Origin of the sequence: Kitasatospora sp. NPDC018058 (genome assembly GCF_044327205.1) — a bacterium.
Taxonomy (GTDB): domain Bacteria; phylum Actinomycetota; class Actinomycetes; order Streptomycetales; family Streptomycetaceae; genus Kitasatospora.
The window spans coordinates 432566-454916 of the sequence record NZ_JBIRFA010000002.1 but is presented as its reverse complement, the minus strand read 5'-3'; the positions used below and the strand labels follow the sequence as shown (position 1 = coordinate 454916).

General features: G+C 71.9%; 21 protein-coding genes, 1 tRNA gene and 1 pseudogene. 18 read left to right on the top strand and 5 right to left on the bottom strand.

What is annotated here, in order from left to right:
• Positions 1-247: 247 nt before the first annotated feature.
• Positions 248-949: a LytR C-terminal domain-containing protein gene (locus ACH4E7_RS04660; protein WP_396247576.1), complete on the top strand. Its 702-nt coding sequence runs from the start codon at positions 248-250 to the stop codon at positions 947-949.
• Between the two features lie 96 nt (positions 950-1045).
• Here the strand turns inward: ACH4E7_RS04660 and upp are convergent, their stop codons facing one another.
• Positions 1046-1681: a uracil phosphoribosyltransferase gene (gene upp / locus ACH4E7_RS04655; protein ID WP_350506235.1), complete on the bottom strand. Its 636-nt coding sequence runs from the start codon at positions 1679-1681 to the stop codon at positions 1046-1048.
• A gap of 162 nt (positions 1682-1843) precedes the next feature.
• On the opposite strand from upp, the gene ACH4E7_RS04650 reads away from it, so the two are divergent.
• The 8 genes from ACH4E7_RS04650 (at position 1844) to ACH4E7_RS04615 (ending at position 6874) form a co-directional block, all read left to right on the top strand.
• Positions 1844-2080, top strand: coding sequence for a hypothetical protein (locus ACH4E7_RS04650; protein ID WP_396247517.1), 237 nt, complete (start codon positions 1844-1846; stop codon positions 2078-2080).
• Between the two features lie 348 nt (positions 2081-2428).
• Complete coding sequence (locus ACH4E7_RS04645) at positions 2429-2986, top strand: tRNA adenosine deaminase-associated protein (RefSeq protein WP_396247516.1); 558 nt, start codon at positions 2429-2431, stop codon at positions 2984-2986.
• Between the two features lie 26 nt (positions 2987-3012).
• Positions 3013-3540: a tRNA adenosine(34) deaminase TadA gene (tadA, locus tag ACH4E7_RS04640; RefSeq protein ID WP_355668779.1), complete on the top strand. Its 528-nt coding sequence runs from the start codon at positions 3013-3015 to the stop codon at positions 3538-3540.
• 69 nt (positions 3541-3609) lie between these two features.
• Positions 3610-3696 (top strand) — tRNA-Ser (locus ACH4E7_RS04635).
• 453 nt (positions 3697-4149) lie between these two features.
• Positions 4150-4314, top strand: a complete 165-nt coding sequence (locus ACH4E7_RS04630; RefSeq protein ID WP_387613602.1) for a hypothetical protein — start codon at positions 4150-4152, stop codon at positions 4312-4314.
• An 84-nt stretch (positions 4315-4398) separates the two neighbouring features.
• Positions 4399-4692, top strand: coding sequence for a Dabb family protein (locus ACH4E7_RS04625; protein ID WP_396247515.1), 294 nt, complete (start codon positions 4399-4401; stop codon positions 4690-4692).
• A 333-nt stretch (positions 4693-5025) separates the two neighbouring features.
• Positions 5026-5808 carry an RNA polymerase sigma factor SigF gene (locus ACH4E7_RS04620; protein ID WP_355669032.1) on the top strand — a complete coding sequence of 261 codons (783 nt, stop codon included), beginning with the start codon at positions 5026-5028 and terminating at the stop codon, positions 5806-5808.
• Positions 5809-5953: 145 nt separating this feature from the next.
• Entirely contained in the window at positions 5954-6874 is a 921-nt protein-coding gene (locus ACH4E7_RS04615; RefSeq protein WP_396247514.1) for an RNA polymerase sigma factor SigF, read from the top strand.
• A 9-nt stretch (positions 6875-6883) separates the two neighbouring features.
• Here ACH4E7_RS04615 and ACH4E7_RS04610 read toward each other — a convergent pair whose 3' ends face one another.
• Positions 6884-7732, bottom strand: a complete 849-nt coding sequence (locus ACH4E7_RS04610; RefSeq protein ID WP_396247513.1) for a tyrosine-protein phosphatase — start codon at positions 7730-7732, stop codon at positions 6884-6886.
• A 455-nt stretch (positions 7733-8187) separates the two neighbouring features.
• Here ACH4E7_RS04610 and ACH4E7_RS04605 point away from each other — a divergent pair, with 455 nt between their 5' ends.
• The 8 genes and pseudogenes from ACH4E7_RS04605 (at position 8188) to ACH4E7_RS04570 (ending at position 18450) form a co-directional block, all read left to right on the top strand.
• Positions 8188-10545, top strand: a complete 2358-nt coding sequence (locus tag ACH4E7_RS04605) for a hypothetical protein (RefSeq protein ID WP_396247512.1) — start codon at positions 8188-8190, stop codon at positions 10543-10545.
• 114 nt (positions 10546-10659) lie between these two features.
• Complete coding sequence (gene pelF, locus ACH4E7_RS04600) at positions 10660-12174, top strand: GT4 family glycosyltransferase PelF (protein WP_396247511.1); 1515 nt, start codon at positions 10660-10662, stop codon at positions 12172-12174.
• 100 nt (positions 12175-12274) lie between these two features.
• Entirely contained in the window at positions 12275-13834 is a 1560-nt protein-coding gene (locus ACH4E7_RS04595) for a hypothetical protein (protein ID WP_396247510.1), read from the top strand.
• 101 nt (positions 13835-13935) lie between these two features.
• Positions 13936-14928, top strand: coding sequence for an SDR family NAD(P)-dependent oxidoreductase (locus ACH4E7_RS04590; protein WP_396247509.1), 993 nt, complete (start codon positions 13936-13938; stop codon positions 14926-14928).
• A 73-nt stretch (positions 14929-15001) separates the two neighbouring features.
• Positions 15002-15703: pseudogene (locus ACH4E7_RS04585) on the top strand (NDP-sugar synthase); the annotation flags it as partial.
• Positions 15704-15828: 125 nt separating this feature from the next.
• On the top strand, positions 15829-16746 hold the full coding sequence (locus tag ACH4E7_RS04580) for an NAD-dependent epimerase/dehydratase family protein (protein WP_396247508.1): 918 nt from the start codon (positions 15829-15831) through the stop codon (positions 16744-16746).
• Positions 16743-17438, top strand: coding sequence for a spherulation-specific family 4 protein (locus ACH4E7_RS04575; RefSeq protein WP_396247507.1), 696 nt, complete (start codon positions 16743-16745; stop codon positions 17436-17438). Before ACH4E7_RS04580 ends, ACH4E7_RS04575 begins: the two co-directional genes overlap by 4 nt.
• Before the next feature lie 22 nt (positions 17439-17460).
• Positions 17461-18450 carry an endo alpha-1,4 polygalactosaminidase gene (locus ACH4E7_RS04570; RefSeq protein ID WP_396247506.1) on the top strand — a complete coding sequence of 330 codons (990 nt, stop codon included), beginning with the start codon at positions 17461-17463 and terminating at the stop codon, positions 18448-18450.
• 100 nt (positions 18451-18550) lie between these two features.
• Here the strand turns inward: ACH4E7_RS04570 and ACH4E7_RS04565 are convergent, their stop codons facing one another.
• Positions 18551-18751 (bottom strand): hypothetical protein, encoded by a 201-nt coding sequence (locus ACH4E7_RS04565; protein ID WP_396247505.1) that lies wholly within the window; start codon positions 18749-18751, stop codon positions 18551-18553.
• A gap of 143 nt (positions 18752-18894) precedes the next feature.
• Between ACH4E7_RS04565 and ACH4E7_RS04560 the strand changes: the two genes are divergently transcribed.
• The gene (locus ACH4E7_RS04560) at positions 18895-19848 is read left to right on the top strand and encodes an aldo/keto reductase (RefSeq protein WP_396247504.1); all 954 of its coding nucleotides are present in this window, start codon (positions 18895-18897) and stop codon (positions 19846-19848) included.
• Between the two features lie 59 nt (positions 19849-19907).
• Here the strand turns inward: ACH4E7_RS04560 and ACH4E7_RS04555 are convergent, their stop codons facing one another.
• On the bottom strand, positions 19908-20741 hold the full coding sequence (locus ACH4E7_RS04555; protein ID WP_396247503.1) for a C40 family peptidase: 834 nt from the start codon (positions 20739-20741) through the stop codon (positions 19908-19910).
• Entirely contained in the window at positions 20738-22057 is a 1320-nt protein-coding gene (locus ACH4E7_RS04550) for an SPFH domain-containing protein (RefSeq protein ID WP_396247502.1), read from the bottom strand. The genes ACH4E7_RS04555 and ACH4E7_RS04550 overlap by 4 nt, the downstream gene beginning before the upstream one ends.
• Positions 22058-22351: the final 294 nt, after the last annotated feature.

Here is a 22351-nt window from a genome sequence, read left to right as displayed (position 1 = left end):
ATCCACGCAGACTTCACGGACCGCCCCCTCGCCATCCGGCGGAGGGCGGTCCACGCGTACCCGGGTACCCCCTTTCGGGTACTGGAGTACTCCAGATGATGATCGTTTAGTACCTTCACGGCTGTACGGCACTAATCTGCTGACTACGGCCGCGACCAGGGGATCCGCCCGCACCGGGGGGCACCTCTACCCGGCCCACCCGTCATCCCGACCCCGCCCTGGCACGAGGGGGAGACAAACCGTGAGCATGTTGACTCCCCAAGGTCTCAAGGGGAAGCAGTACCGCATCACCGGCAACGCCTACCCACGGCTGGGCCGGCCCCCGAAGAAGAGCCGCAAGATCATCGCGGCGCTCGCCGGCCTGCTCGCGCTGGCCCTGATCGCCCTCGGCGGCGTGCAGCTCTACGACATCTTCAGCGGCAGGAACAAGCACACCTCCGCACAGGCCTGCGCGACCCCGTCCGGCAAGCCGCTGGCCGCCCCGGCGCCGGGTGCCACCCCAGGCACCCCGGCGACCTCCGGCGCCCCGGCCGCCTCCGGCGCGCCGGCCGCGCAGGGCGGCGACCCGCACACCATCCCGCCGGCCACGGCGGTCACGGTGAACATCTACAACGCCACCACCAAGGCCGGTCTGGCCGGGCGGACCGCCGAGGAGTTCAAGAAGCGCGGCTTCGTCATCGGCAAGGTCGGCAACGCCCCAGCCGAGCTGGACAAGAAGGTGCCCGGCACCGCCCAGGTGATCGCCGGCCCGTCCGGTGCCGGGGCCGGCACCCTGGTGGGCTCGCAGATCGCCGGGGCCACCGTCACCGCCGACGCCCGCACCGACGCCAGCGTGGACTTCGTGATCGGCGACAGCTACAACGCCCTGCTGGACGAGACCCAGGCGGCCGCCGCCCTCGCCCTGGCCATCAAGCCCTCCCCCACCCCGAGCGCCACCGGCAGCTGCTGACGCCCGACGGACACGGAAGAGCCCCCGGCAGACGCAGTGCCGGGGGCTCTCGGTCGTTCGGAATCGTGCGTCGGATCAGCCGCACGTGAAGGGGACTCAGCCCGCGGTGCCGTACAGCCGGTCGCCCGCGTCGCCGAGGCCGGGGACGATGTAGCCGTTCTCGTTCAGCCGCTCGTCCAGGGCGGCGGTGACCACGGTGACCGGCAGGTCGGCCAGCTCGCGGCGCATCACCTCGACGCCCTCCGGCGCGGCCAGCAGCACCACGGCGGTGACGTCGGTGGCGCCGCGCTCGATCAGCATCTTGATCGCGGCGACCAGGGTGCCGCCGGTGGCCAGCATCGGGTCGAGCACGTAGACCTGGCGGCCGGAGAGGTCGTCGGGCATCCGGGTGGCGTACGTGGAGGCCTCCAGGGTCTCCTCGTTGCGCACCATGCCGAGGAAGCCCACCTCGGCGGTGGGCAGCAGGCGGGTCATCCCGTCCAGCATGCCGAGGCCCGCCCGCAGGATCGGCACGACCAGCGGACGCGGGTAGCTGAGCCGGGTACCGAGGGTGACCGCCACGGGCGTGGTGATCTCCACCTCGTCGGTGCGGACGTCCCGGGTGGCCTCGTAGGCGAGGAGGGTCACCAGCTCGTCGGTCAGGCGACGGAAGGTCGGCGAGTCGGTGCGCTCGTCGCGCAGGGTGGAGAGCTTGTGGGCGACCAGGGGGTGGTCGACGACGTGGAGACGCATGTATCGAGGTTAGCCCGGTCCTGGACGCCTGTACGACACGCCGTGCCACGGCTCCCGTCGACCGGCGCCACAAGGCCGTGACACGCCGTGACGCACCGCGGATGTCCGGACGGAACCGGCCGCTGTGGTATCAACCCGCCCGTTCTGGGAATGTCCTGTCTTATGACGAGCAACCCGAAAGCCGGGGACGGCTCGGCGGACGAGCCCGTCGGCGGGGCGGCCCTTGGCGCCGGCCCGCCGTACGACCCTCCCGAGACCGAGGCGGAGCGCCGCAGGCGGCGAGCCGTCTTTCTGCGCGAGCTCGCCGAGGCCCGCGAGCTGAGGGAGCGGGTCCAGCCCCGTCGGACCAAGGAACGACGGATGCGCGAAGCGATGCGTATGCGAACATTCCGGATCTGACGCGGGTCTGACACGGGTCCGATACGGACCGGAGACGGGCCGGACGCGGGCCTGACCGGGTTCCGGGACGGGTCGGACGCCGGTCCGCGGCAGCAGCCGAGTCGGCCCGACCCGACCCCGACGGGCGTTCGGACCAAATTTCGACCGGAGCAGGCCCCTCCCGGCCCGACTCCGCCGTCCGCCACCCGGCCCTTCCGACACGACCTGCAAAGACGCGCTGCCGAACACCCCCCGCAAGGGCGGGCTTTCTGTCACGATTCCGATGGGACGGTCCGAACAAGCGGACCGCCTCTGGCGCGGGGGCGGCCAGATTTCCGCGTTGCCCGAGCGCGCCGACAGCCGAGACCGATGATCTTGGGAGTGTCCCTGGTGGCGTACTTCGCTGCAGTGCTTGCTCGCACCGAGGACGGGTGGGATGTAAGCGAGACGGAACTCGACGACGTCGAAACCCTGGCCGACCTGGCCGACCTGGCCCGTGACTCCGCGCAGGACGACGACAGCGTCCTGATCTTCATCGAACAGGAGGACGCCTGGTTCGCCATCGTCCGGGTGGACGGTGAGGAGGACCCGCGGATCTTCGTGTCGGACGGCGCCGCCGCCGCCCGCAGCTCCTACGGCTCCGTCCTCACCGACGAGCTGGTCGACCAGGCCGGCGAGAGCGAGTTCGGAGACCTGGACCACCTGCTGGACGAGGCCGAGGAGGCGCAGGACCAGGACGACGAGGACGCCGACGCCCGCGGCGGCGTCCCGGTCGGCCCGCTCGGCGACGCCCACCTGCTCACCGAGTTCGGTCTGACCTCCGAGGAGCTGCTCGCCCTCAGCGGTGAGGGCGCGGTGCCGGGCGACGCCCTGGAGGAGATCGCCGAGGCCCTGGGCTGCGGCGAGGTCCTGGAGGCGGTCCGGTAGCGGACCGATGCCCGACACTGGATGCCATGCAGCCCGCATCCACCCCGCTGACCGTCCCGCACATCCCCCCGCTGCCGGCCCCCGTCCGCCCCGACCCGGTCCGTGACCGCTGGGCGGCGCCGATGCGCCTCGCCATCGCCGAGGCCGCCCTGGCGCCGGCCACCGGAGACGTCCCGGTCGGGGCGCTCGTCCTGGGCCCGGACGGCGAGGTGATCGGCCGCGGCCACAACGAGCGCGAGGCGGTCGGCGACCCGACCGCGCACGCCGAGGTGGTGGCGATCCGGCAGGCGGCCGAGAAGACCGGGGAGTGGCGGCTGAGCGGCTGCACCCTGGTGGTCACCCTGGAACCCTGCACGATGTGCGCCGGCGCCATCGTGCTGTCCCGGATCGACCGGGTGGTCTACGGCGCCCTCGACGAGAAGGCCGGCGCGGCCGGCTCCCTCTTCGACGTGATGCGCGACCGCCGGCTCAACCACCGCCCCGAGGTGATCTGGGGCGTCCTCGCCGAGGAGTGCGGCGAGCAGCTGCGCGCCTTCTTCGACACCCACCGCTGAGGCCCCCCGGTGACGGCCTTCCCGATACGGATTTCGTGACCGCGCCACCCGTCCGGTAGAGTTCCCCTCGGTAGCGTGTCCGAGCGGCCAAAGGAGCACGCCTCGAAAGCGTGTGTGGGGGCAACTCCACCGTGGGTTCGAATCCCACCGCTACCGCTGGAAAGCCCGAGGGCCCGTCCGATCCGGACGGGCCCTCGGCGTTTCCGCGCACCCTCGAACGCGGAAAGGGCTCCGCACCTCCGGGCCGACGACCACCACTGCCCGGCCCGTACGGAGCCTGGAGGAGGAGGGGGAGCGGCTCGGGGGACTGACCGCTCCCCCGGCGGAGTCCCACAACCGGCGCCGCGTCGGGGAAAAGCCGCGGCGCCCGGTCCCACAGCGGGGAGCTCCGGATCCACGCACCGGAGATTCCTGCCAGATCCCGGTACGTCATCCATCCTGCCGCCCGGTCCTCGTCCGGGCACCCGGAGAAAGGCCCCCCTTGCGAGGACCTTCGTCCCGCCGGACGAACGCGTCGCACACTTGATAGCCCGTCCGGTGGATAAGCTGCCCTGCAGGGCCGCTCGGGGACCCGAATGGCGGCGGCCCACCGCAGGGAGGAAGGTCACGATGGCGCAGGCGAAGAAGATCGGCATGATCCTCCTGCTCATCTTCGTGCTCTACTCGATCATCACCTCGCCCGCCCGCTCCGCCGAACTGGTCCAGCTCGGCTTCGAGGGCATCTCCAATGCGGCCAAGGCGGTCGGCACCTTCATGACCGGCCTGATCAAGTAGCGGTCCGCCCGAGCCGCGACCGGCCCCGGCACACCCGCTACCGTGGGCGGGACCCTCTACCCCCGTCCGCGAGGAGCGGTAATCGTGATCCGGCATCTGGTCCTGTTCAAGCTCAATGAAGGCGTCACCAAGGACGAAGAGCGCGTGCTCGCCGGCGCCAAGGCGTTCGAAGAGCTCGGCTCGCTGATCCCCGAGCTGCGCGAGTGGGAGTGCGGCTGGAACACCACCGAGCGCGACATCGCGTACGACTACGCGATCAACAGCCTGGTGGAGGACCGCGAGACCCTGCAGGCCTACCTGACCCACCCGGCCCACCAGGCCGCCGCGGGCCAGTGGCGCGAGTTCGCCACCTGGGTGATCGCCGACATCGAGGTCTGATCCCCGCCGGCCCGTCCCCCGGACGGACCGCCCCGCCCCGTCCGACTCCGGGCGGGGCGTCTTGATCTGTCCGGGAACGATCCTTGCGGCGCTTCGCCCGCCGGGCCGGTGAAGGCCGAACGCCCTATCAACACACCTCCGTCGGGTGCTTGCCCGACCTGCGCCCACCTTGTGATGCTATGACCGGTTTTGCCGGACATGGCGAAGTGACGAACCAGCCGCGACACCCGATCCGCAGGGCCCGCCGTTGTCGACTTTGGGAGGGGTGACGTGTCCGTGGACGAGGTGCTGGCTGCGATCATCAGCCCGGCCGGCGAGCTCCGCCCGGACGGGCTGCGCGGCACCGGCGGCCGGCCCGCCGTGGACGTCCGGACGCTGACCCGGGTGCTGTTCGAGCGGCTCACCGAGCTACCCCCGGACGCCCCCGAGCGGGAGCGGGTCCGGGCCGCCCTGATCGAGGTGAACATCCCGCTGGTCCGCTACGCGGCCACCCGCTTCCGCAGCCGCAGCGAACCGATGGAGGACGTCGTCCAGGTCGGCACCATCGGCCTGATCAACGCGATCGACCGCTTCGACCCCAGCCGCGGCGTCCAGTTCCCCACCTACGCGCTGCCGACCATCCTGGGCGAGATCAAGCGCTACTTCCGGGACAACGTCCGCACCATGCACGTCCCGCGCCGACTCCAGGAGCTGTGGGTCCAGGTCAGCGGCGCCATGGAGGAGCTGACGGTGCTGCACGGCCGGGCTCCCAAGGTGCCCGAGATCGCCGCCAGCCTACGGATCCCCGAGGAGGACGTCCGGGCCTGCCTGGACGCCGGACGGGCCTACAACGCGGCCTCCCTGGAGGCCGCCCAGGAGCACGAGGGCGGGCTCGCGCTGCTGGACCGGCTGGGATACGAGGACTCCGCCCTGGCCGAGGTCGAACACCGCGACATGGTCCGCCACCTGCTCGTCCAACTCCCCGAACGGGAGCGGCGGATCGTGATGCTGCGGTTCTTCGCCAACCTCACCCAGTCGCAGATCAGCACCGAGTTGGGGATGTCCCAGATGCACGTCTCCCGGCTGCTCTCGCGGATCCTGACGAGGCTTCGCACCGGCAACTCCTGGGAAGATTGAGATTGCAGCGCGTTACCCGGACGTGACATCTTGCGACGTTCGGGTTTGCCGTGCGCCGTGTTCCGGTATGGAGGGGGTTGGGCCCTCGCCGGGAACCTCCGCGCGTCGGCCCCCGTTCAATCGTCAGTCACAAGGGGGTGGGTGCATGTCCGGAGAGCTGGGCACTGCGGAGATCCACGCTGGTCAGGCCAAGGGCACGGTGGTCGCCGAGGACCGGATCCCGCAGCAGCGGGCCACGGCTCTCGAACGGCCCGTCCCCGAGACGCCCGGCGCCGGAGCTCCGCCCGAGACGCCGCCCGGCTCCGGGCTGGACACCCGGACGCTCTCCCGCTCGTTGTTCCTGCGGCTCGCCGCACTGGAGCCGGGCAGTGAGGAGCACACCTACGTCCGCGACACGCTGATCGAGCTCAACCTGCCGCTGGTCCGGTACGCCTCGGCGCGTTTCCGCAGCCGCAACGAGCCGATGGAGGACATCGTCCAGGTCGGCACCATCGGCCTGATCAAGGCGATCGACCGCTTCGACCCGGAGCGCGGGGTGGAGTTCCCCACCTTCGCGATGCCGACCGTGGTCGGCGAGATCAAGCGCTTCTTCCGGGACACCAGCTGGTCGGTCCGGGTGCCCAGGCGGCTTCAGGAGCTGCGGCTGGCGCTCACCAAGGCCGGGGACGAGCTGTCCCAGCGGCTGGACCGCTCCCCCACCGTCGCCGAGTTGGCCGTCTGCCTGGGGGTCAGCGAGGAGGACGTGGTCGAGGGCCTCGCGGTGGGCAACGCCTACACCGCGAGCTCGCTGGACTCCAGCCCCGGCGAGGAGGACAGCGAGGGGCCGCTGGCCGAGCGGCTCGGCTACGAGGACCTCGCGCTGGAGGGCGTGGAGTACCGGGAGTCGCTCAAGCCGCTGCTGGCCAAGCTGCCGCCGCGCGAGCGCCGGATCATCATGCTGCGCTTCTTCGGCAACCTCACCCAGTCGCAGATCGGCGAGGAGATCGGCATCTCCCAGATGCACGTCTCCCGGCTGCTCACCAGGACGCTCACCCAGCTCCGCGAGGGGCTGATCAGCGAGGGCTGATCGGCCCGCTCAACTCCTGCCGCCGTCCAGCAGGTTGGCGCGCAGTCCGGCCAGCACGTCGTCATCCAGCCCGAGCCCCTCCCGCCAGAACGCGTCGAAGCCGCTCCAGCCGGCCTCGACCTCCGCGAATGCCGCGTCCAGATAGGCGCGGTCGGCCCGGAAGACCGGCAGGAGGAGCTCGGGCTCGCGCATCAGGCCGCGGCTGCCGAAGTCGTCCAGCACCCTCGTCACCACCGGGGCCGAGCGCTCATTGGTGAGCAGGTAGTCGGCGAGCACGGTCTCGCGGTCCACGCCCAGGGCGGTCAGCACCACCGCGGCGGCCCAACCGGTGCGGTCCTTGCCCGCCGAGCAGTGGAACAGCAGCGGCACCCCGTCCGGCTCGGCCAGCAGCCGCAGCAGGGCGGCGAAGCGCTCGCGGGCCTGCGCGTCGGTGACGAACCAGCGGTAGAGGCCCGTCATCATGGCGGCCGCCCGACCGCCGCCGAGCAGGGCGCGCTGCTTGCGCGCGCTGCGGTCGGCCAGCGCGCTGCGCAGCGTCCCGTGGATGTCGAAGCCCGTTGCCAGCAGCGGAAGATGGTGCAGGGTGACGCTGTCCGGCAGGCGATCCGGGCCGGCCTCGCGGACCTCCTCGGAACTGCGCAGGTCCACCACCCCGCGCAGGCCGAGCGCGCCCAGCGGGCCGAGGTCCTCGGCGGTGACATGGTTCAGGCCATCACTGCGCAGGACCACACCGGCGCGAACCGACCGCCCGTCAGACGTCCGATAACCGCCCAGATCCCGGGCATTGACCGCACCGCGCAGGCCGAGACTGCGCCCGACGAGCACCGCTGCGTCGGGCTCCGGGAGCGCATTCCGCATGTCTCCGATTCGCTCGGACTCGATCTGCTGATCGGCCACCCGTGCGCCTCCATTGCATATTCGGACTGTCACATGGCACAGGGGTGCCCGATATTGCATGAACCTGCCCGTCGAACCGGCAAGATGTGCAAGAGTGTCATGCGCAACGACGACAGTGTAGGTGCCCTGCGGAACCACCCGAGCCGCACACTCGGTAACCAGGCGTAGCACTCGGCTTCCGTTTTTTCATTTTCAATTCATTATTTGCGCGGGCGGTCCGGTTGCGGTCACAATCAGCGCCTCCATGGCTTCGCCATGAACGTTGGTAACAGGTTCGCTGCACTCTCGCCCAATTGGTCCCTCGCACCGCCGACCCTCGACCAGGATGGGCGCCGGGCAGCCTGCTGCCTGCGAACAGCTACACGGGCGGGCGAGCGCAGAGCAGCGCTGCGCCGGCCCCAAGGGGAGGATCAACCATGGGTCGAGCGACCCGAAGAGTTGCCGCTTGCGCAGCGGCAGTTCTGCTGGCCAGCGGCCTGCAGACCACCCTGGCCCACGGCGACACCACGCCGCCCAGGATCGACCTCGCCGTCCTGGTCATCGACGACGGGGGTCCGTCCGTCGCGGCGATCACCGCCGAACTGAAGAGCCAGGGGACGCCGTACAAGGTCGTCAGCCTCAATGACCCCAACCGCCCTGTCATCAACTCCGCTTTCCTGAGCGACACGGTGAACGGGCAGCCCCGGGGGAAGTACCAGGGCATCGTGCTGCCCAACGAAAACCCCTTCCCCAACAGCGCCGCCGAGATGACGGCGATCGCGACGTACGAAGCCGCTTTCAACGTTCGACAGATTGACGCGTACACCTGGGCCAGCCCGGCCGTCGGTCTGAACTACGCCCAGAATCCGGGATTCGTCGGCACCCTCGACGGATTCCAGGCCGCCACCACCACGGCCGGAATCTCGGGTCCGTTCGGGTACCTCAAGGGCAGCGTGCCGTTCGAGGACAACGACCCCAACGTCAGCGAGAGCTACGGCTACCTGGCGACCCCGCTCGCCAATCTGCCGTCCGGCGCCTCCTTCGTCCCGCTGGTCGACGCGCCGATACCCAACTCGACCACCCGCGGTTCGCTGGTCGGCGAGTACACCCACGACGGCCGCAAGGAACTGGTCGTCACCTTCGTCTACAACCAGTACCAGCAGCAGTACCGCCTGCTGGCCCGCGGCATGGTCGACTGGATCACCCAGGGCGTCCACCTCGGCTACGACCGGAACTACTTCGCCACCCACATCGACGATGTCTTCCTGGCCGACGACCGCTGGGACACGGCGCTCAAGTGCACCCCCGGCGACGTCACCTGCCCGCCCGGCACCCCGGACACGACCAACCCGATCCGGATGACCCAGGCCGACGCGCAGTACGCCAAGCAGTGGGAGGCCACCAACAACTTCACCCTCGACATGCTGTTCAACGGCAACGGCAGCGAGGACTGGAAGGCCGACCACCAGACCACGGTGGACCCGACCGCCAGCCAGATGATCGCCGACCAGAACAGCTACCGCTGGGTCAACCACACCTACAGCCACCCGTACCTGGGCTGCGTCCAGGACGTCACCGTGGTGCCGTGGCGCTGCACCAAGGACGCCTCGGGCAACACCGTCTGGGTCGACCAGAACACCATCTCCACCCAGATCAAGAACAACTTCGACTGGGCCACCAAGAACGGCCTCAACGTCGACCCGCAGGTGCTCGTCACCGGCGAGCACTCCGGTCTGCTGACCGCCCCGCAGGAGACCAGCGACAACCCGAACCTGGCGCCGGCGCTGGCCGCCAACGGCATCAAGTTCACCGGCAGCGACGCCTCCCGCGAGTCCGCCCAGCGGCCCGTCGGCTCCTCCACGCTGACCGTGCCGCGGTACCCGATGAACGTCTTCTACAACGCCGGTACGGCGCAGGAGGAGACCGACGAGTACAACTGGATCTACACCAGCAAGGCCAACGGCGGCAGCGGCGTCTGCGAGAACAACGCCAACTCCACCTGCCTGCCCCAGCCGCTGGACACCACCACCGGCTACCAGTCGTACATCGTGCCGCTGGAGGCCCGGATCGACCTCGGCCACGTGCTGAACAACGACCCGCGGCCGCACTTCATCCACCAGTCGAACCTCTCCGAGGGCCGGATCGCTTACCCGGTGCTGGAGAAGATCCTCGGCACCTACCGCTCGCTGCACGCCGACAACACCCCGATCGTGAACCTCAGCGAGCGCGAGATCGGCCTGGAGTTCCAGCGCCGCGCGGCCTGGAACGCGGCCCTCGCCTCCGGCCAGGTGACCGCGTACAAGGTCGGCAACACCGTCACGGTCAACGCGCCGGCCGGTGTTCAGGTCCAGGCCACCATGCCGACCGGAACTGCTCAGAAGCTGGCCATCGGTTCGACCGCCTTCGGTTCGGCCTACGCCGGTACGCTCTCCGGCTGGGTGTCCCCGGGCGCCCTGCAAAGCAGCGTCGTCCTGCAGCTCGCCTCCGGCAGCGCGCCGGCCGCCCCGGCCGCCGTCGCGCCGAGCGTCGCGGCCAAGTCCGTCCCGGCCCCGGCCCCGGCGGACAAGAAGGTCGTGCCGCAGGGCGTCGCCACCCCGGTCCCGGTGGGCCCGAGCGACACCACCCGCGAGCCCGCCAAGTCGCTCGTCCCCGGCAGCGGAACCCCGGTGCCCGGCAAGGGCGTCGCCACCGGCAATGACGCCGGTGCGAACAGCACGAAGAGCAACCAGTCCGGCAAGGCCTCTGGGGGGACGGCCTCGCACGGCACCACCACCGGACGCTCCGGCACCCGGTAACCCGTACCACCCGTCAGCGGGGTCGGACCGGACCACCGGCCCGACCCCGCCACGGCGCCCGCTCCGGCCACCCAGGCCGGACAACCGACGCAAGAACAGGAGGGGGGACAGGAGATGCGCGTCACCCTGCTCACCGAGGGGACGTATCCGCACCAGCACGGCGGCGTGAGCGTCTGGTGCGACCAGCTCGTTCAAGGCATGCCGGACGTCGACTTCGACGTCATCGCCGTCACCGGAACCGGTCAGGAGTCACTGACCTGGGAACTGCCCGCCAACGTGCGGTCGGTCACCACCGCACCGCTGTGGGGCCCGGCCTCGGAGGCCCGGCCGCCGCGCGGCAAGGAGATGCGGCGCTTCCTCAACGCGTACGAGCGCTTCCTCCACTCCATCCTCGACCCGGTCTACACCACGCACTTCGGGACGGAGCTGTACGGCTTCGCCGACCTCGCCCGGCGCGGGCTGCTCAGCCCCGCGCTGCGCAGCGAGCGCGCCCTGCGCACCCTCCAGCACGTGTGGACCCGCGACTACCTGCCCACCGCCGTCTCCCGGCCCACCCTGCACGACGCACTGAACGCCACCGACCTGCTGGAGCACGCCCTGCGGCCGCTCTCGGTCAACCCGCCCACCGACGGCGTCGCCCACGCGGCCAGCGGCGGTCTGGCCACCCTGCCCGGGCTGATCGCCGCCCAGCAGTTCGGCGTACCGTTCCTGCTCACCGAGCACGGCATCTACCTGCGCGAGCGTTACCTCGGCTACCGCACCGGCCCGTACCGCTGGCCGGTCAAGGCGCTGCTGCTCGGCTTCTACCGGATGCTCGCCGAGGAGAGCTACCGGCAGGCCGCGCTGGTCACCCCCGGCAACCGGTACAACCGGCGCTGGGAGGAGCGCGGCGGCACGCCGTCCGCGCACATCCGCACCGTCTACAACGGGGTGGACCCGGCCGCCTTCCCACCGGCCGGTCCCGAGCCCGAGACGCCGACCCTCAGCTGGGCCGGCCGGGTCGACCCGATCAAGGACCTGGAGACGCTGATCCGGGCCTTCGCCATCGTCCACCGTGAGATCCCCGAGGCGCGGCTGCGGCTCTTCGGGGGCACTCCCAAGGGCGGCGAGGCGTACCGGGACGGCTGCATAGCCCTGGCCGCCGAGCTCGGCATCGCCGACTCGGTGGCCTTCGAGGGCCGCGTCGCCGACATCACCGACGCGTACGCGGCGGGCAACGTGGTGATGCTCTCCAGCATCAGCGAGGGCTTCCCCTTCACCCTGATCGAGGCGATGTCCTGCGGCCGCGCGACCGTCTCGACCGACGTCGGCGGGGTGCGCGAGGCCGTCGGGGACACCGGCCTGGTCGTCCCGCCGCGCGAGCCCGAGCCGATGGCGGCCGCCGCGATCGAGCTGCTGCGCGACCCCGAACGGCGCGCCCGGCTCGGCGAGGGCGCCCGGCTGCGGGTCATCGAGCAGTTCACGCTCCGCCAGAACATCGACGGTTTCCGGGGCATCTACACCGAACTCCTCGGCACCGCCCGCTGGATGCCCGGCGGCATGGTGGCCGTCACCGACGAGGTCCCCAGCCCCGACTGGGACCAGCAGCTGGCCGCCGCCCAGCCCCAGCCGAGCGAGGTGGGCGCGTGAGCGAGCGAAGCATGGGGGTCCCCCCGGCCGAAGGCTGGGGGAGAACCGTCAAGAGGTGCGTGTACCGCGAAGCGGCTGCCGAGCGCAGCGAGGTGGGCGCATGAGCGGTCCCATTCGTCTGGTTCCGGACGAGGGCGGCGCCGAGCGGACGATGCAGCTGCGCACCCTGCCGCTGAAGCGCCGCCGCCCCGCCCCGCCCGTCGAGCCCGAACCCGTGGAGCAGCTCGGCCTCTCCGCCGACCCGCTGGACGAGCTCGCCGAGCGCCTGCGCGACATCTGCGCCGACGCCGTCCACCCGTACGAGATCGCGGCCTTCCTGGAGTCCGACGGCCTCTCCGACGAGCAGGCGGCCCTGCTGTACGGCCGGCCCGACGCGTTCACCGTCGCCGAGGAGCTGTTCGAGAAGGTCCAGCGCCGCTACCCCGGCCCGAGCTCCGAGTTCGCCAACCCCTGGCGGGCCGACCCCTGGCGCTGCGTGGTGCGCGGCCTGGTGTTCGCCCTGCCCGGGCTCGGCTACCTGCTCGGCGCCAACCTGTTCGCGACCACCAGGATGCGCTTCGGGCTGCCCTCGGGCATGCTCGCGCTGTCCATCGCCACGCTGGTCAGCTGGGGCTTCAACCAGGCGCTGGCGCACCGCGCGTACCGCTGGCTGAGCCGGCTGCGCCGCCGGGACGCCGCGGTCTGCCTGGCCGTCGGGGCACCGGTCGGCGCGCTGTTCGGCGCCGCCGCGGCGTACCTGGTCGGCGGGCCGCTGGGCGCGCTGTGGTTCGCCGCCGGGCAGTCGCTCTACCTGGGCGCGGCCACCGTGCTGCTGGTGCTCGGCCGGGAGAAGTTCCTGCTGGTGGCGCTGGCCCCGGCCTCGGTCGGCGCGGGTGCGGTGCTGGCGGCGGACGTCCCGCAGCCGGTCCGTACGGTGGTGCTGCTGGCCTCGCTGGCGCTGGCCGTCGGGCTGGCCGTCCGGGAGTTGCTGGTCGCCGTCCGCGGCGGCGAACGGGACGGCGTGGAGCTGAAGCTGCCGATCCGCCAGGAGGTCCCCCACCTCCTGTTCGGCCTGGCCTGCGGCGCGCTGACGCTGATCGCCGGCCTCGGCGAGACCATCCACCAGGCGGTGCGCGCCTCCTCCCACGCCGCGCACACCGCGGCCCACAGCCTGCACGGCCACCCCGTGCACGAGCTGAAGACCACCCCCACCGGTCCGGCCATGATCGCGCTGACGCTCAGTCTCGGCCTCGCCGAGTGGCTGCTGTTCCGCTACCGGGCGATGGCCGTCGCCGCGTTGCGCACCAGCCACACCACCGGGCAGTTCACCCGCCGCACCGGCGGGATCCTGCTCGGCTGCCTGTTCATCTACCTCACCACCGTGGCCGCACTGGACGCAGCCGCGACCGTGCTGTGGCCGGGCGCCCCCTCGCTCGGTGTGCCGCAGCTCGGCGCGATCCTGCTCCTGGGCGGCTCGCTCTGGCTGGCGCTGCTGCTGAACGCCTTCGGGTTCAGCTGGAGCACCGCCCTCATCTGTCTGGCCGCCGCGGTCGCCGAGAGCGCCGGGCTGCTGACCGGTGCGGACCCGATCGTCCTGCAGCTGATCGGCTGCGGGGCGGCCGCACTCGTCCTCACCGCCATCGCCGGGCCCGCGCTCGGCCGCACCACCCAACACCGCTGACTCCTCAGCATCGCTGAAGGGCCCAGCCTCAACCGAGACACCACCGGCCGGCCACCACAGAGCGCCCGGCCGTCCCCCGAAATCGAGAAAGCGAATCCCGCATGAGCAGCGTCGCGGTTACCGGAGCCGAGGGCTTCATCGGCTCCCACCTCGTCGAGACCCTGGTCGCCGACGGGCACCACGTCCGCGCGATGGTCCAGTACAACTCCTTCTCCTCCTTCGGCTGGCTGGAGACCCTGTCCGAGGAGGTGCTGGACTCGGTCGAGATCGTCCTCGGCGACGTCCGGGACCCGGGCTCGGTCAACGGCCTGGTCAAGGGCACCGAGGCGGTCTACCACCTGGCCGCCCTGATCGCGATCCCGTACTCCTACCGCGCGCCGCACTCGTACGTGGACACCAATGTCACCGGCACCCTGAACGTGCTGGAGGCGGTGCGCCACCTGGAGATCCCCCGCCTGGTGCACACCTCCACCAGCGAGACCTACGGCACCGCGCAGACCGTGCCGATCACCGAGGACCACCCGATCAACACCCAGTCCCCGTACGCCGCCTCCAAGGCCGGCGGGGACCGGCTGGCCGACAGCTACCACGCCAGCTTCGAGACCCCGGTCGTCACCCTGCGCCCGTTCAACACCTTCGGCCCGCGCCAGTCGATGCGCGCCGTCATCCCCACCGTGATCGCCCAGGTCGCGGCCGGCCAGACCGAGATCACCCTCGGCGACCTGCGCCCGACCCGTGACTTCATGTTCGTGAAGGACACCGCCAACGCCTTCCGCACGGTGGGCACGGCGCCCGCCGAGGCCGTGGTCGGCCGGACCTTCAACGCCGGCACCGGCGGCGAGATCTCGGTCGGCGACCTGGTCACCCTGGTCGGCAAGCTGATGGGCGTGGACCTGGTGGTGAAGGAGGACGAGCAGCGCATCCGTCCGACCAACTCGGAGGTCATGCGCCTGGTCGCGGACGCCACCCGACTGCGCGAGGCCACCAGCTGGGCGCCGCGGTTCACGCTGGAGCAGGGGCTGGAGCAGACCATCGAGTTCTTCCGCGACCCGGCCAACCTGGCCCGCTACAAGACCGACATCTACAACGTCTGAGCGCCTTACCGATCTTGCCCGTCCTGGTTCCAAGGTTCGTGTCCTGCACATCCTTTTCCGTGGGGGAAAAACCATGCATGCAGTGATCCTGGCCGGCGGTAAGGGCGTCCGTCTCCGCCCGTACACCACCGCGCTTCCCAAGCCGCTCGTCCCGATCGGCGACCAGCACGCGATCCTGGAGATCGTGATGCGCCAGCTCGCCGCCGCGGGCTTCAAGACCGTCACCCTGGCCATCGGCCACCTCGGCCACATCATCCGCGCCTACGTCGGCAACGGCTCCCAGTGGGGCCTGCGGGTCGGCTACGCCGTCGAGGACAGCCCGCTCGGCACCATGGGCCCGCTGCTCACCATGCAGGACCGCCTGCCCGAGCACTTCCTGGTGATGAACGGCGACATCCTCACCGACCTGGACTTCGCCGGGGTGCTCAAGCACCACGAGGCGTCCGGGGCTCCGCTGACCATCGCCACCTACGCCCGCCAGGTGAAGATCGACTTCGGTGTGCTGACCACCGACTCCGGCTCCATCACCGGCTTCCAGGAGAAGCCCAGCATCGACTACCGCGTCTCGATGGGCGTGTACGGCGTCTCGCGCTCGGCGCTCGCCAAGTACACCCCCGGCCTGCCGCTGGGCTTCGACGAGCTGGTGCTCGACCTGCTGGCCGCCGACACCCCGCCGGCCGCCTACGACTTCGGCGGCTACTGGCTGGACATCGGACGCCCGGACGACTACGACCGGGCCAACGCCGAGTTCGCCGGCATCCGCCCGGTGCTGATGCCCTTCGAGTCGACCGGCGCCGGGTCGGGCCTCGCGGAGCTGCCGATCCCGGCCGTCCGCACCGCCCCGGACGCCACGGTCGAGCAGCCCGCCGCCGCGGGCGCCGAGAGCGACGGACGGGCCGCGTGAGGATACTGCTGCTCGGCGGCGACGGCTTCCTCGGCCGTCACGCCTCCGCCGTCCTGCGGTCACTGCCCGGGGCCACCGTGCTGACCGCGGGCCGGCGGCCCGCTCACGACCTCCGGCTGGACCTGGGCACCGCCCAGGCCGGCCCGCTCGGCGAGGAACTGGCCGCGCTGGCCCCCGACGTGGTGGTCAACTTCGCCGGCGCGGTGGCCGGCAGCGCGGTCAAACTCGCCGAGGTGAACGCCCGCGGCCCGGCGGTGCTCTGCGAGGCGCTGCAGCTCGGCGCCCCCGAGTCCCGTCTGGTGCACATCGGTTCGGCCGGCGAGTACGGCGTCTGCGCCGAGGGCGACTCGCTCTCCGAGCAGGCCGACGCCCGCCCGGTCGGTGTGTACGGCGCGACCAAGCTGGCCGGCTCCCTCGCGGTGGCCGGCTCGCCGCTGGACGCGGTGGTGCTGCGGGTGTTCAACCCGGTCGGCCCGGGTGCCCCGGCGGGCTCGCTGCCCGGCCGGCTGGCCGACGAGCTGCGCCGGGTAGCACCCGAGGGCACCGACGGTGTGATCACGGTCGGGGACCTCTCCGCCTATCGCGACTTCGTGGACGCCCGGGACATCGCCACGGCGGTCGGCCTGGCGGTCACCGCCGACGGCCCGCTCCCCCGGGTGCTCAACCTCGCCTCCGGGCGGGCCCGTCAGGTCCGGGCGATCGCCGACGGCCTGGTCGCGGCGGCCGGCTTCACCGGCCGGATCGACGAGAGCGGGGCCGGCTCCGAACGCTCGGCCGCGGTCTCCTGGCAGCAGGCCGACGTGTCGGCCGCCGCCCGGGAGCTCGGCTGGCACCCGGAGACGGACCTCGCCGACACCCTGCGCGACCTGTGGCTCAGCACCGCCGAGCCCACCCCGACCCCGGTGGTCGCATGACCACCGGGACCACCCCCGACGGCCGCCTGCTGGTGCCGCTGTACGTCCACCCCGCGGTGGACCCGGCGGCCTGGCGGGCGGTCGCCGCCGCCGACCCCGCCCGGATCGCCGCCGTGGTGCTCAACCTCGCGGACGGTCCGGGCGAGGTCCCGGACGACGTCTTCGCCGAGGCCGCCGACGAACTCCGCGCGGCCGGCCTGCCGTTGGTCGGCTACGCCGACACCGACTACGGCCGCAGACCGCACGCGGCCGTGGTGGCCGACATCCTGACGTACCGCCAGCGCCATGGCATCACCGGCGTGTACCTCGACCAAGTCGCCACCCACCCGGGCGCGTTGGCCCACTACCGGCGGCTGGCCACGGCCGCCCGGGCAGCCGGCTGCGGCACCGTGGTGTTCGGCCACGGCGAGCACCCGGACCCGGGCTACGCCGAGGTCGGCCTGGCCGACCTGCTGGTCACCTTCGAGGGCGACTGGGACACCTACCGCGCCATGACGCTGCCGCTGTGGACCGGCCGCCACGCGGCCTCCCGCTTCTGCCACCTGGTCTACGACGTCCCGGCCGACGCCGCCCAGGACGCCTCCGCACTGATCACCGCCCGGCGCGCCGGCGTCGGCTGCGCCGTCCCGGGCGCCGGCGAGAACCCCTGGTGCACCCTGCCGTACGGTCTGACCGCCGCTGAACTGACCTGACCTGATCCGGAGTCCGACTACCGTGAACCGCCGTACCCGGCTACTACCGGCCGCCCTGGCCCTCGCCACCGTCACCGCCTTGCTGGTCACCTCGTGCAGCAGCTCGGGCTCGGAGGACGACCAGGACTCGGCCGACGGCAGCCCGAGCAACTCGCCCGCGGCCACCGCGCCCAGCACCCCCGGCACCCCGTCCGCCCCGGGCACCACCAGCACCGCGCCCGCCACCCCGGGCACGCCGAGCGGCACCACCGCTCCCGCCACCCCACCGGGCGGCAGCACGCCGCCCGGCGCGACCGCCCCGCCCTCGGCCGGCGCCCGCTGGCAACCCACCCCGGGCCTCGCCTGGCAGTGGCAGCTCGGCGGCACCGTGGACCAGTCGGTGGACGTCCCGGTCTACGACATCGACGGCTTCGAGAACGACTCCTCGGTGGTGGCCGCACTGCACGCCAAGGGCCGCAAGGTGATCTGCTACATCAACGCCGGCTCCTGGGAGGACTTCCGCCCCGACTCCAACGCCTTCGCCAAGGCCCTGCAGGGCTCGGACACCGGCTGGAAGGGCGAGAAGTGGTTCGACATCCGCAAGCTCGACCAGCTGAAGCCGCTGATGGCCGCCCGCTTCGACATGTGCAAGAGCAAGGGCTTCGACGCCATCGAGCCGGACACCATCGAGGCCTACAACCAGAACAGCGGCTTCCCGCTGACCCCCGATGACCAGCTCGCGTACAACCGGATGCTGGCCCAGCTCGCGCACGAGCGCGGCCTGGCCATCGGCCTGAAGAACGACCTGGACCAGATCCCCGCGCTGCTGCCGGACTTCGACTTCGCGGTCAACGAGGAGTGCTCGCAGTTCGACGAGTGCGACCGGGTCTCCCCCTTCGTCAAGGCGGGCAAGGCGGTGTTCCACGTCGAGTACAAGCTCGACACGGACCAGTTCTGCGCCAAGGCCAAGTCGCTGGGCTTCAGCTCGATGCAGAAGAAACTCGACCTCAACGCCTGGCGCAAGCCCTGCTAGTGCCCCGGCGTCGCCCCGCAGGCGGGAGTTCGAGGACGGGCCCTGCCGCCGGTGCCACCTGTCACGCGGGTGACCCTGACCGGGGTCACCCGCGTGAGGGTCACTTGGCCGCGAGCCAGATGACCGCGCCCAGGACGGCCAGGGCGACGACGGCGACCAGCGCGATCACGCCGGTGCGACTGCCGTTGCTGCTGTTGCCGTAGGTGGAGACGGAGCCCGGTGCCTGAGGCGCCGGGGTCTCGTCGACGAACGCCCGGAACATCTGGGTGCTACCGGCGGGGTCGTAGTCGTTGTCAGCCATGGCACGGACTCTAACGAATCAGCCCACCTCAGGCACACCCCGGACCCATCCCCCGACGGACGAACCGCCCCGACCTGCGACGGGTGTGTGAACGGTTCGCGACTCCCGGAATGCGTTCCCACACAATCGGGTTGACTGCGGACATGACCGGAAATCCCAGCCGGGTCCGCCTCGGCAACTCCGACCTGTCCGTCTACCCGCTGTCCCTCGGCGGCAACGTCTTCGGTTGGACGGCCGACGAACAGCAGTCCTTCGCCGTGCTGGACGCCTACGCGGCCGCCGGCGGCAACTTCGTCGACACCGCCGACGTCTACTCCGCCTGGGCCCCGGGCAACACCGGCGGCGAGTCCGAGACCGTCCTCGGCGACTGGCTGCGCAGCCGCGGCAACCGCGAGGACATCGTGATCGCCACCAAGGTCGGCATGCACCCCGAGGCGAAGGGCCTGGGCGCGGCCAACATCAAGGCCTCCGCCGAGGCCTCGCTACGCCGCCTGGGCGTGGAGTCGATCGACCTCTACTACACCCACCGGGACGACGACACCCCGGTCGAGGAGTTCGTCACCGCGCTGGACGGACTGGTCCGCGAGGGCAAGGTCCGCGCGGTCGCCGCCTCCAACATCTCCGCCGAGCGGCTGGCCGAGGCGCTGGCCTTCGCCGAGCGCGAGGGCCTGGCCGAGTACGTCGCGGTCCAGCCGCACTACAACCTGGTTTCCCGTGGAACATTCGAGGGCCCGCTGGCCGACGTGGTCGCCGAGCACGGCCTCGCCACCGTGCCGTACTACGCCCTCGCCTCCGGCTTCCTGACCGGCAAGTACCGCCCCGGCGGCCCGGAGGTGGACAGCGCCCGCGCCGAGGGCGCCGCCCGCTACCTGGCCGAGCCGCGCGGCCCCAAGGTGCTGGAGGCGCTGGACTCGGTCGCCGCCGAGCACGACGTCACGCCGGCCGCCGTCGCCCTGGCCTGGCTCGCCGCCCGCCCGACGGTCGCCGCCCCGATCGCCAGCGCCCGCACCGTCGACCAGCTGACGCCGCTGCTGGCCGCCACCGCGCTGAGGCTCACCCCGGAGCAGACCGCCCTGCTGGACGCCGCCTCCGAGTGAGCACACGACCGGGCCCCGACGGCGGAGCGCTGTCGCGGGCCCGATGTCGTCTTCCGGTGCTACGGCCGCCCGAAGTGGGTCGGGTAGTAGCCCGAGGTGAGCGTCGATATCCGCACGGTCTTGCCCGGCCGGGGCGCCTCCACGAACCGGCCGCCGCCCAGATAGATCCCCACGTGGTGGATCCCCGAGGCCCGGCCGCTGTCCGACCAGAACACCAGGTCACCGCGGCGCAGCTGCCCCGCGCCGATCGACGTGGTCGCCGCGTACTGGTCGTCGGCCACCCGCGGCAGGCTTATCCCGCTGCGCCGGTAGGCCTGCTGGACCAGCCCGGAGCAGTCGTAGCCGGACGGCCCGTCGCCGCCCCAGACGTACGGCTTGCCCAGCTGGGCGAGCGCGTAGTCGACCGCCGCCTCTGTGCTCCCGGCGGACGACGTGGCGTCCGAGGACGGACGGCTGCCGCCCTGGTCGGGAGCCGGGGCCGAACCTCCGCCGGACTGCCCGGTGCGGCTGACGTAGACGTCGTAGTGGCTGGTCCAGCGCCACTCACCGCTGCTGTTCTTGAACCAGTACCTCGAACCGTCCCAGCCCTGCCGGGCGGCCGCGGCGTGCGCGGACCCGGCACCGGCCGTCAGGCCGACCACGCCGGCGCCCGCCAGCACGGTGGCGGCCAGACAGGTAGTTCGCACGGCGCGGTTTATTCGGCCGCTACCGGTTATTCGGCTGCTACCGCGCGCCGCCGCACCGCGCGCTGTGCGCGGCCGGGCCGCGCAGTTCGGGCAGCCGCACCCCGCCATCGCGGGGATGCTGCCGAGGCGCTCCTCGAAGCCGATCAGACCGGAGTCTGCGTCGGGGCCGATGCCGGGGTCGGCGTACGCGCCGGTGGCTATCCTCATGCGGGTCGTCCTTCCTTCCGCCCGGCCCGGGCGGCCGGGTGCGGTACCGAGGCGGCCACTCCGGCCGGGGCGACGAAGGCGACCAGCAGCTGCTCCATCAGCGCGCTGCGGGCGGCCTCGTCCAGTTCGTGCGCGGTCGCCCGCTCCAGTCGGCGGACGGCCAGCGCCGCGGCCTCCACGGCGTCGTCGACCAGCATGGTCCGCAGGCCCGCGTCCAGGTCGGCGAGCCGGCGGCGGCGCATCGACTCGACGACCTCGGGCGCGTAGTCCAGCGCCAGCGGCTGCACCGAGTAGACCTCCAGGCCGGCCGGGGCGGCCTCGGCCGCCAGCGCACGGGTCATCTCGTCGGCGAACCACTGCCCGTCGCGCAGCGCGGGCCCGGGCGCCGCGTTGCTGTCGCACGGCAGGGTGGACGCGGTGCGGGTGAGAACCGCCTGGACCTGCTCGCGCAGGTAGCTCTCGTGGTCCTCGATCGCCAGCACCGCCCGCGCGGTGTCCTTGACCCGCCAGACGACCAGCAGCCGGACCACGATCGGGGTGCCGGTGCGGTCGACCACCTTGACCGGCTCGCTGCGCCAGTGCCGCAGCCGCACGTCCACCCGGCGACGGCGCAGCAGCGGGTTGACCCAGACCAGCCCGGTCCTGCGCACCGTGCCCCGGTAGCGGCCCCAGCGGGTCAGCACCCGGGTCTCGCCGCCCGCGTTCGCCAGCAGACCGGCCAGCGTGAGCACCACCAGCAGACCGGCCGCGCTGACCGCGGCGACCGCCCAGGCGTCCACCTCGGCCCGGCCGCTCTCCTGCGCGGCGGCGCCGCGCAGTTCGGGCAGCGCTTCCCAGTGCGGGATGACACCGGTGCACAGCAGCACGTACCCCACACCGGCCAGGCTCAGCAGCACCACCAGCAGGGCGGCCCAACCCGGCAGCGCGGTGGCGGTGTGCTCACGCAGCGCCTGGTCGGCGCGCGGGGGGCGGCGCGAGCCGACGGTGGCGGAAGCGCCGACGGTGGCGGAAGCGCCGACGGTGGCGGAAGCGCCGACGGTGGCGGAAGCGCCGACGACGGGGAGTTCGACGGTCACCGGAGCGGCCGTCTCCAGCGGGTCCCGCAGGTCGACGGGGCTGGCGGGGGACTGGCCGGGGACGACGGCCAGCGGCGCGGTCGCCGGGCCGCTGTCGGCCGGCTTGGCGGCCTTGGCCGCCTTCACGGTCGAGACCTCGGTCAGCGGGCTGGCATCGAAGGCGGAACGTTCCGGCAGAGCTGGAAGGAGCGCCTCGGGCAGGCTGTCGGGTCGCTGCGAAGAGTCGCGGGTGACGTCCATGCACGGATCCTCTGGGTCGGTGTGTCGCGCAACGGGCGGCCCGGATCTGACGGGCAGTGCCGGGAGTCAAGCTAAGTTCATACGTCATCAAATGCGACATTTGAGCTGAGGTGTGTCGACATTTACTGATGAGTCATCCAAAGCCGGACCTGACGCGCAGACACATGAGTGAGCGGAGTGAGCGAGTCATCGAAAGGTGCGTGTGGGCGAATGCCCCTGGCGAGCGGTGGGGGTACCCCCGGCCGGAGGCTGGGGGAGAGCCGAGCGCGCAAGCGGATGGTCGGGACGGTTCGG

Bases quoted from the DNA above. Each gene is read 5' to 3' on its own strand.
- ACH4E7_RS04605 (WP_396247512.1), top strand. From the start codon at position 8,188: ATGGGTCGAGCGACCCGAAGAGTTGCCGCTTGCGCAGCGGCAGTTCTG.
- pelF (WP_396247511.1), top strand. From the start codon at position 10,660: ATGCGCGTCACCCTGCTCACCGAGGGGACGTATCCGCACCAGCACGGC.
- ACH4E7_RS04660 (WP_396247576.1), top strand. From the start codon at position 248: ATGTTGACTCCCCAAGGTCTCAAGGGGAAGCAGTACCGCATCACCGGC.
- ACH4E7_RS04595 (WP_396247510.1), top strand. From the start codon at position 12,275: ATGAGCGGTCCCATTCGTCTGGTTCCGGACGAGGGCGGCGCCGAGCGG.
- ACH4E7_RS04590 (WP_396247509.1), top strand. From the start codon at position 13,936: ATGAGCAGCGTCGCGGTTACCGGAGCCGAGGGCTTCATCGGCTCCCAC.
- ACH4E7_RS04565 (WP_396247505.1), bottom strand. From the start codon at position 18,751: ATGGCTGACAACGACTACGACCCCGCCGGTAGCACCCAGATGTTCCGG.
- ACH4E7_RS04645 (WP_396247516.1), top strand. From the start codon at position 2,429: ATGATCTTGGGAGTGTCCCTGGTGGCGTACTTCGCTGCAGTGCTTGCT.
- ACH4E7_RS04550 (WP_396247502.1), bottom strand. From the start codon at position 22,057: ATGGACGTCACCCGCGACTCTTCGCAGCGACCCGACAGCCTGCCCGAG.
- ACH4E7_RS04560 (WP_396247504.1), top strand. From the start codon at position 18,895: ATGACCGGAAATCCCAGCCGGGTCCGCCTCGGCAACTCCGACCTGTCC.
- ACH4E7_RS04610 (WP_396247513.1), bottom strand. From the start codon at position 7,732: ATGCGGAATGCGCTCCCGGAGCCCGACGCAGCGGTGCTCGTCGGGCGC.
- tadA (WP_355668779.1), top strand. From the start codon at position 3,013: ATGCAGCCCGCATCCACCCCGCTGACCGTCCCGCACATCCCCCCGCTG.
- ACH4E7_RS04630 (WP_387613602.1), top strand. From the start codon at position 4,150: ATGGCGCAGGCGAAGAAGATCGGCATGATCCTCCTGCTCATCTTCGTG.
- upp (WP_350506235.1), bottom strand. From the start codon at position 1,681: ATGCGTCTCCACGTCGTCGACCACCCCCTGGTCGCCCACAAGCTCTCC.
- ACH4E7_RS04575 (WP_396247507.1), top strand. From the start codon at position 16,743: ATGACCACCGGGACCACCCCCGACGGCCGCCTGCTGGTGCCGCTGTAC.
- ACH4E7_RS04555 (WP_396247503.1), bottom strand. From the start codon at position 20,741: ATGAGGATAGCCACCGGCGCGTACGCCGACCCCGGCATCGGCCCCGAC.
- ACH4E7_RS04615 (WP_396247514.1), top strand. From the start codon at position 5,954: ATGTCCGGAGAGCTGGGCACTGCGGAGATCCACGCTGGTCAGGCCAAG.
- ACH4E7_RS04650 (WP_396247517.1), top strand. From the start codon at position 1,844: ATGACGAGCAACCCGAAAGCCGGGGACGGCTCGGCGGACGAGCCCGTC.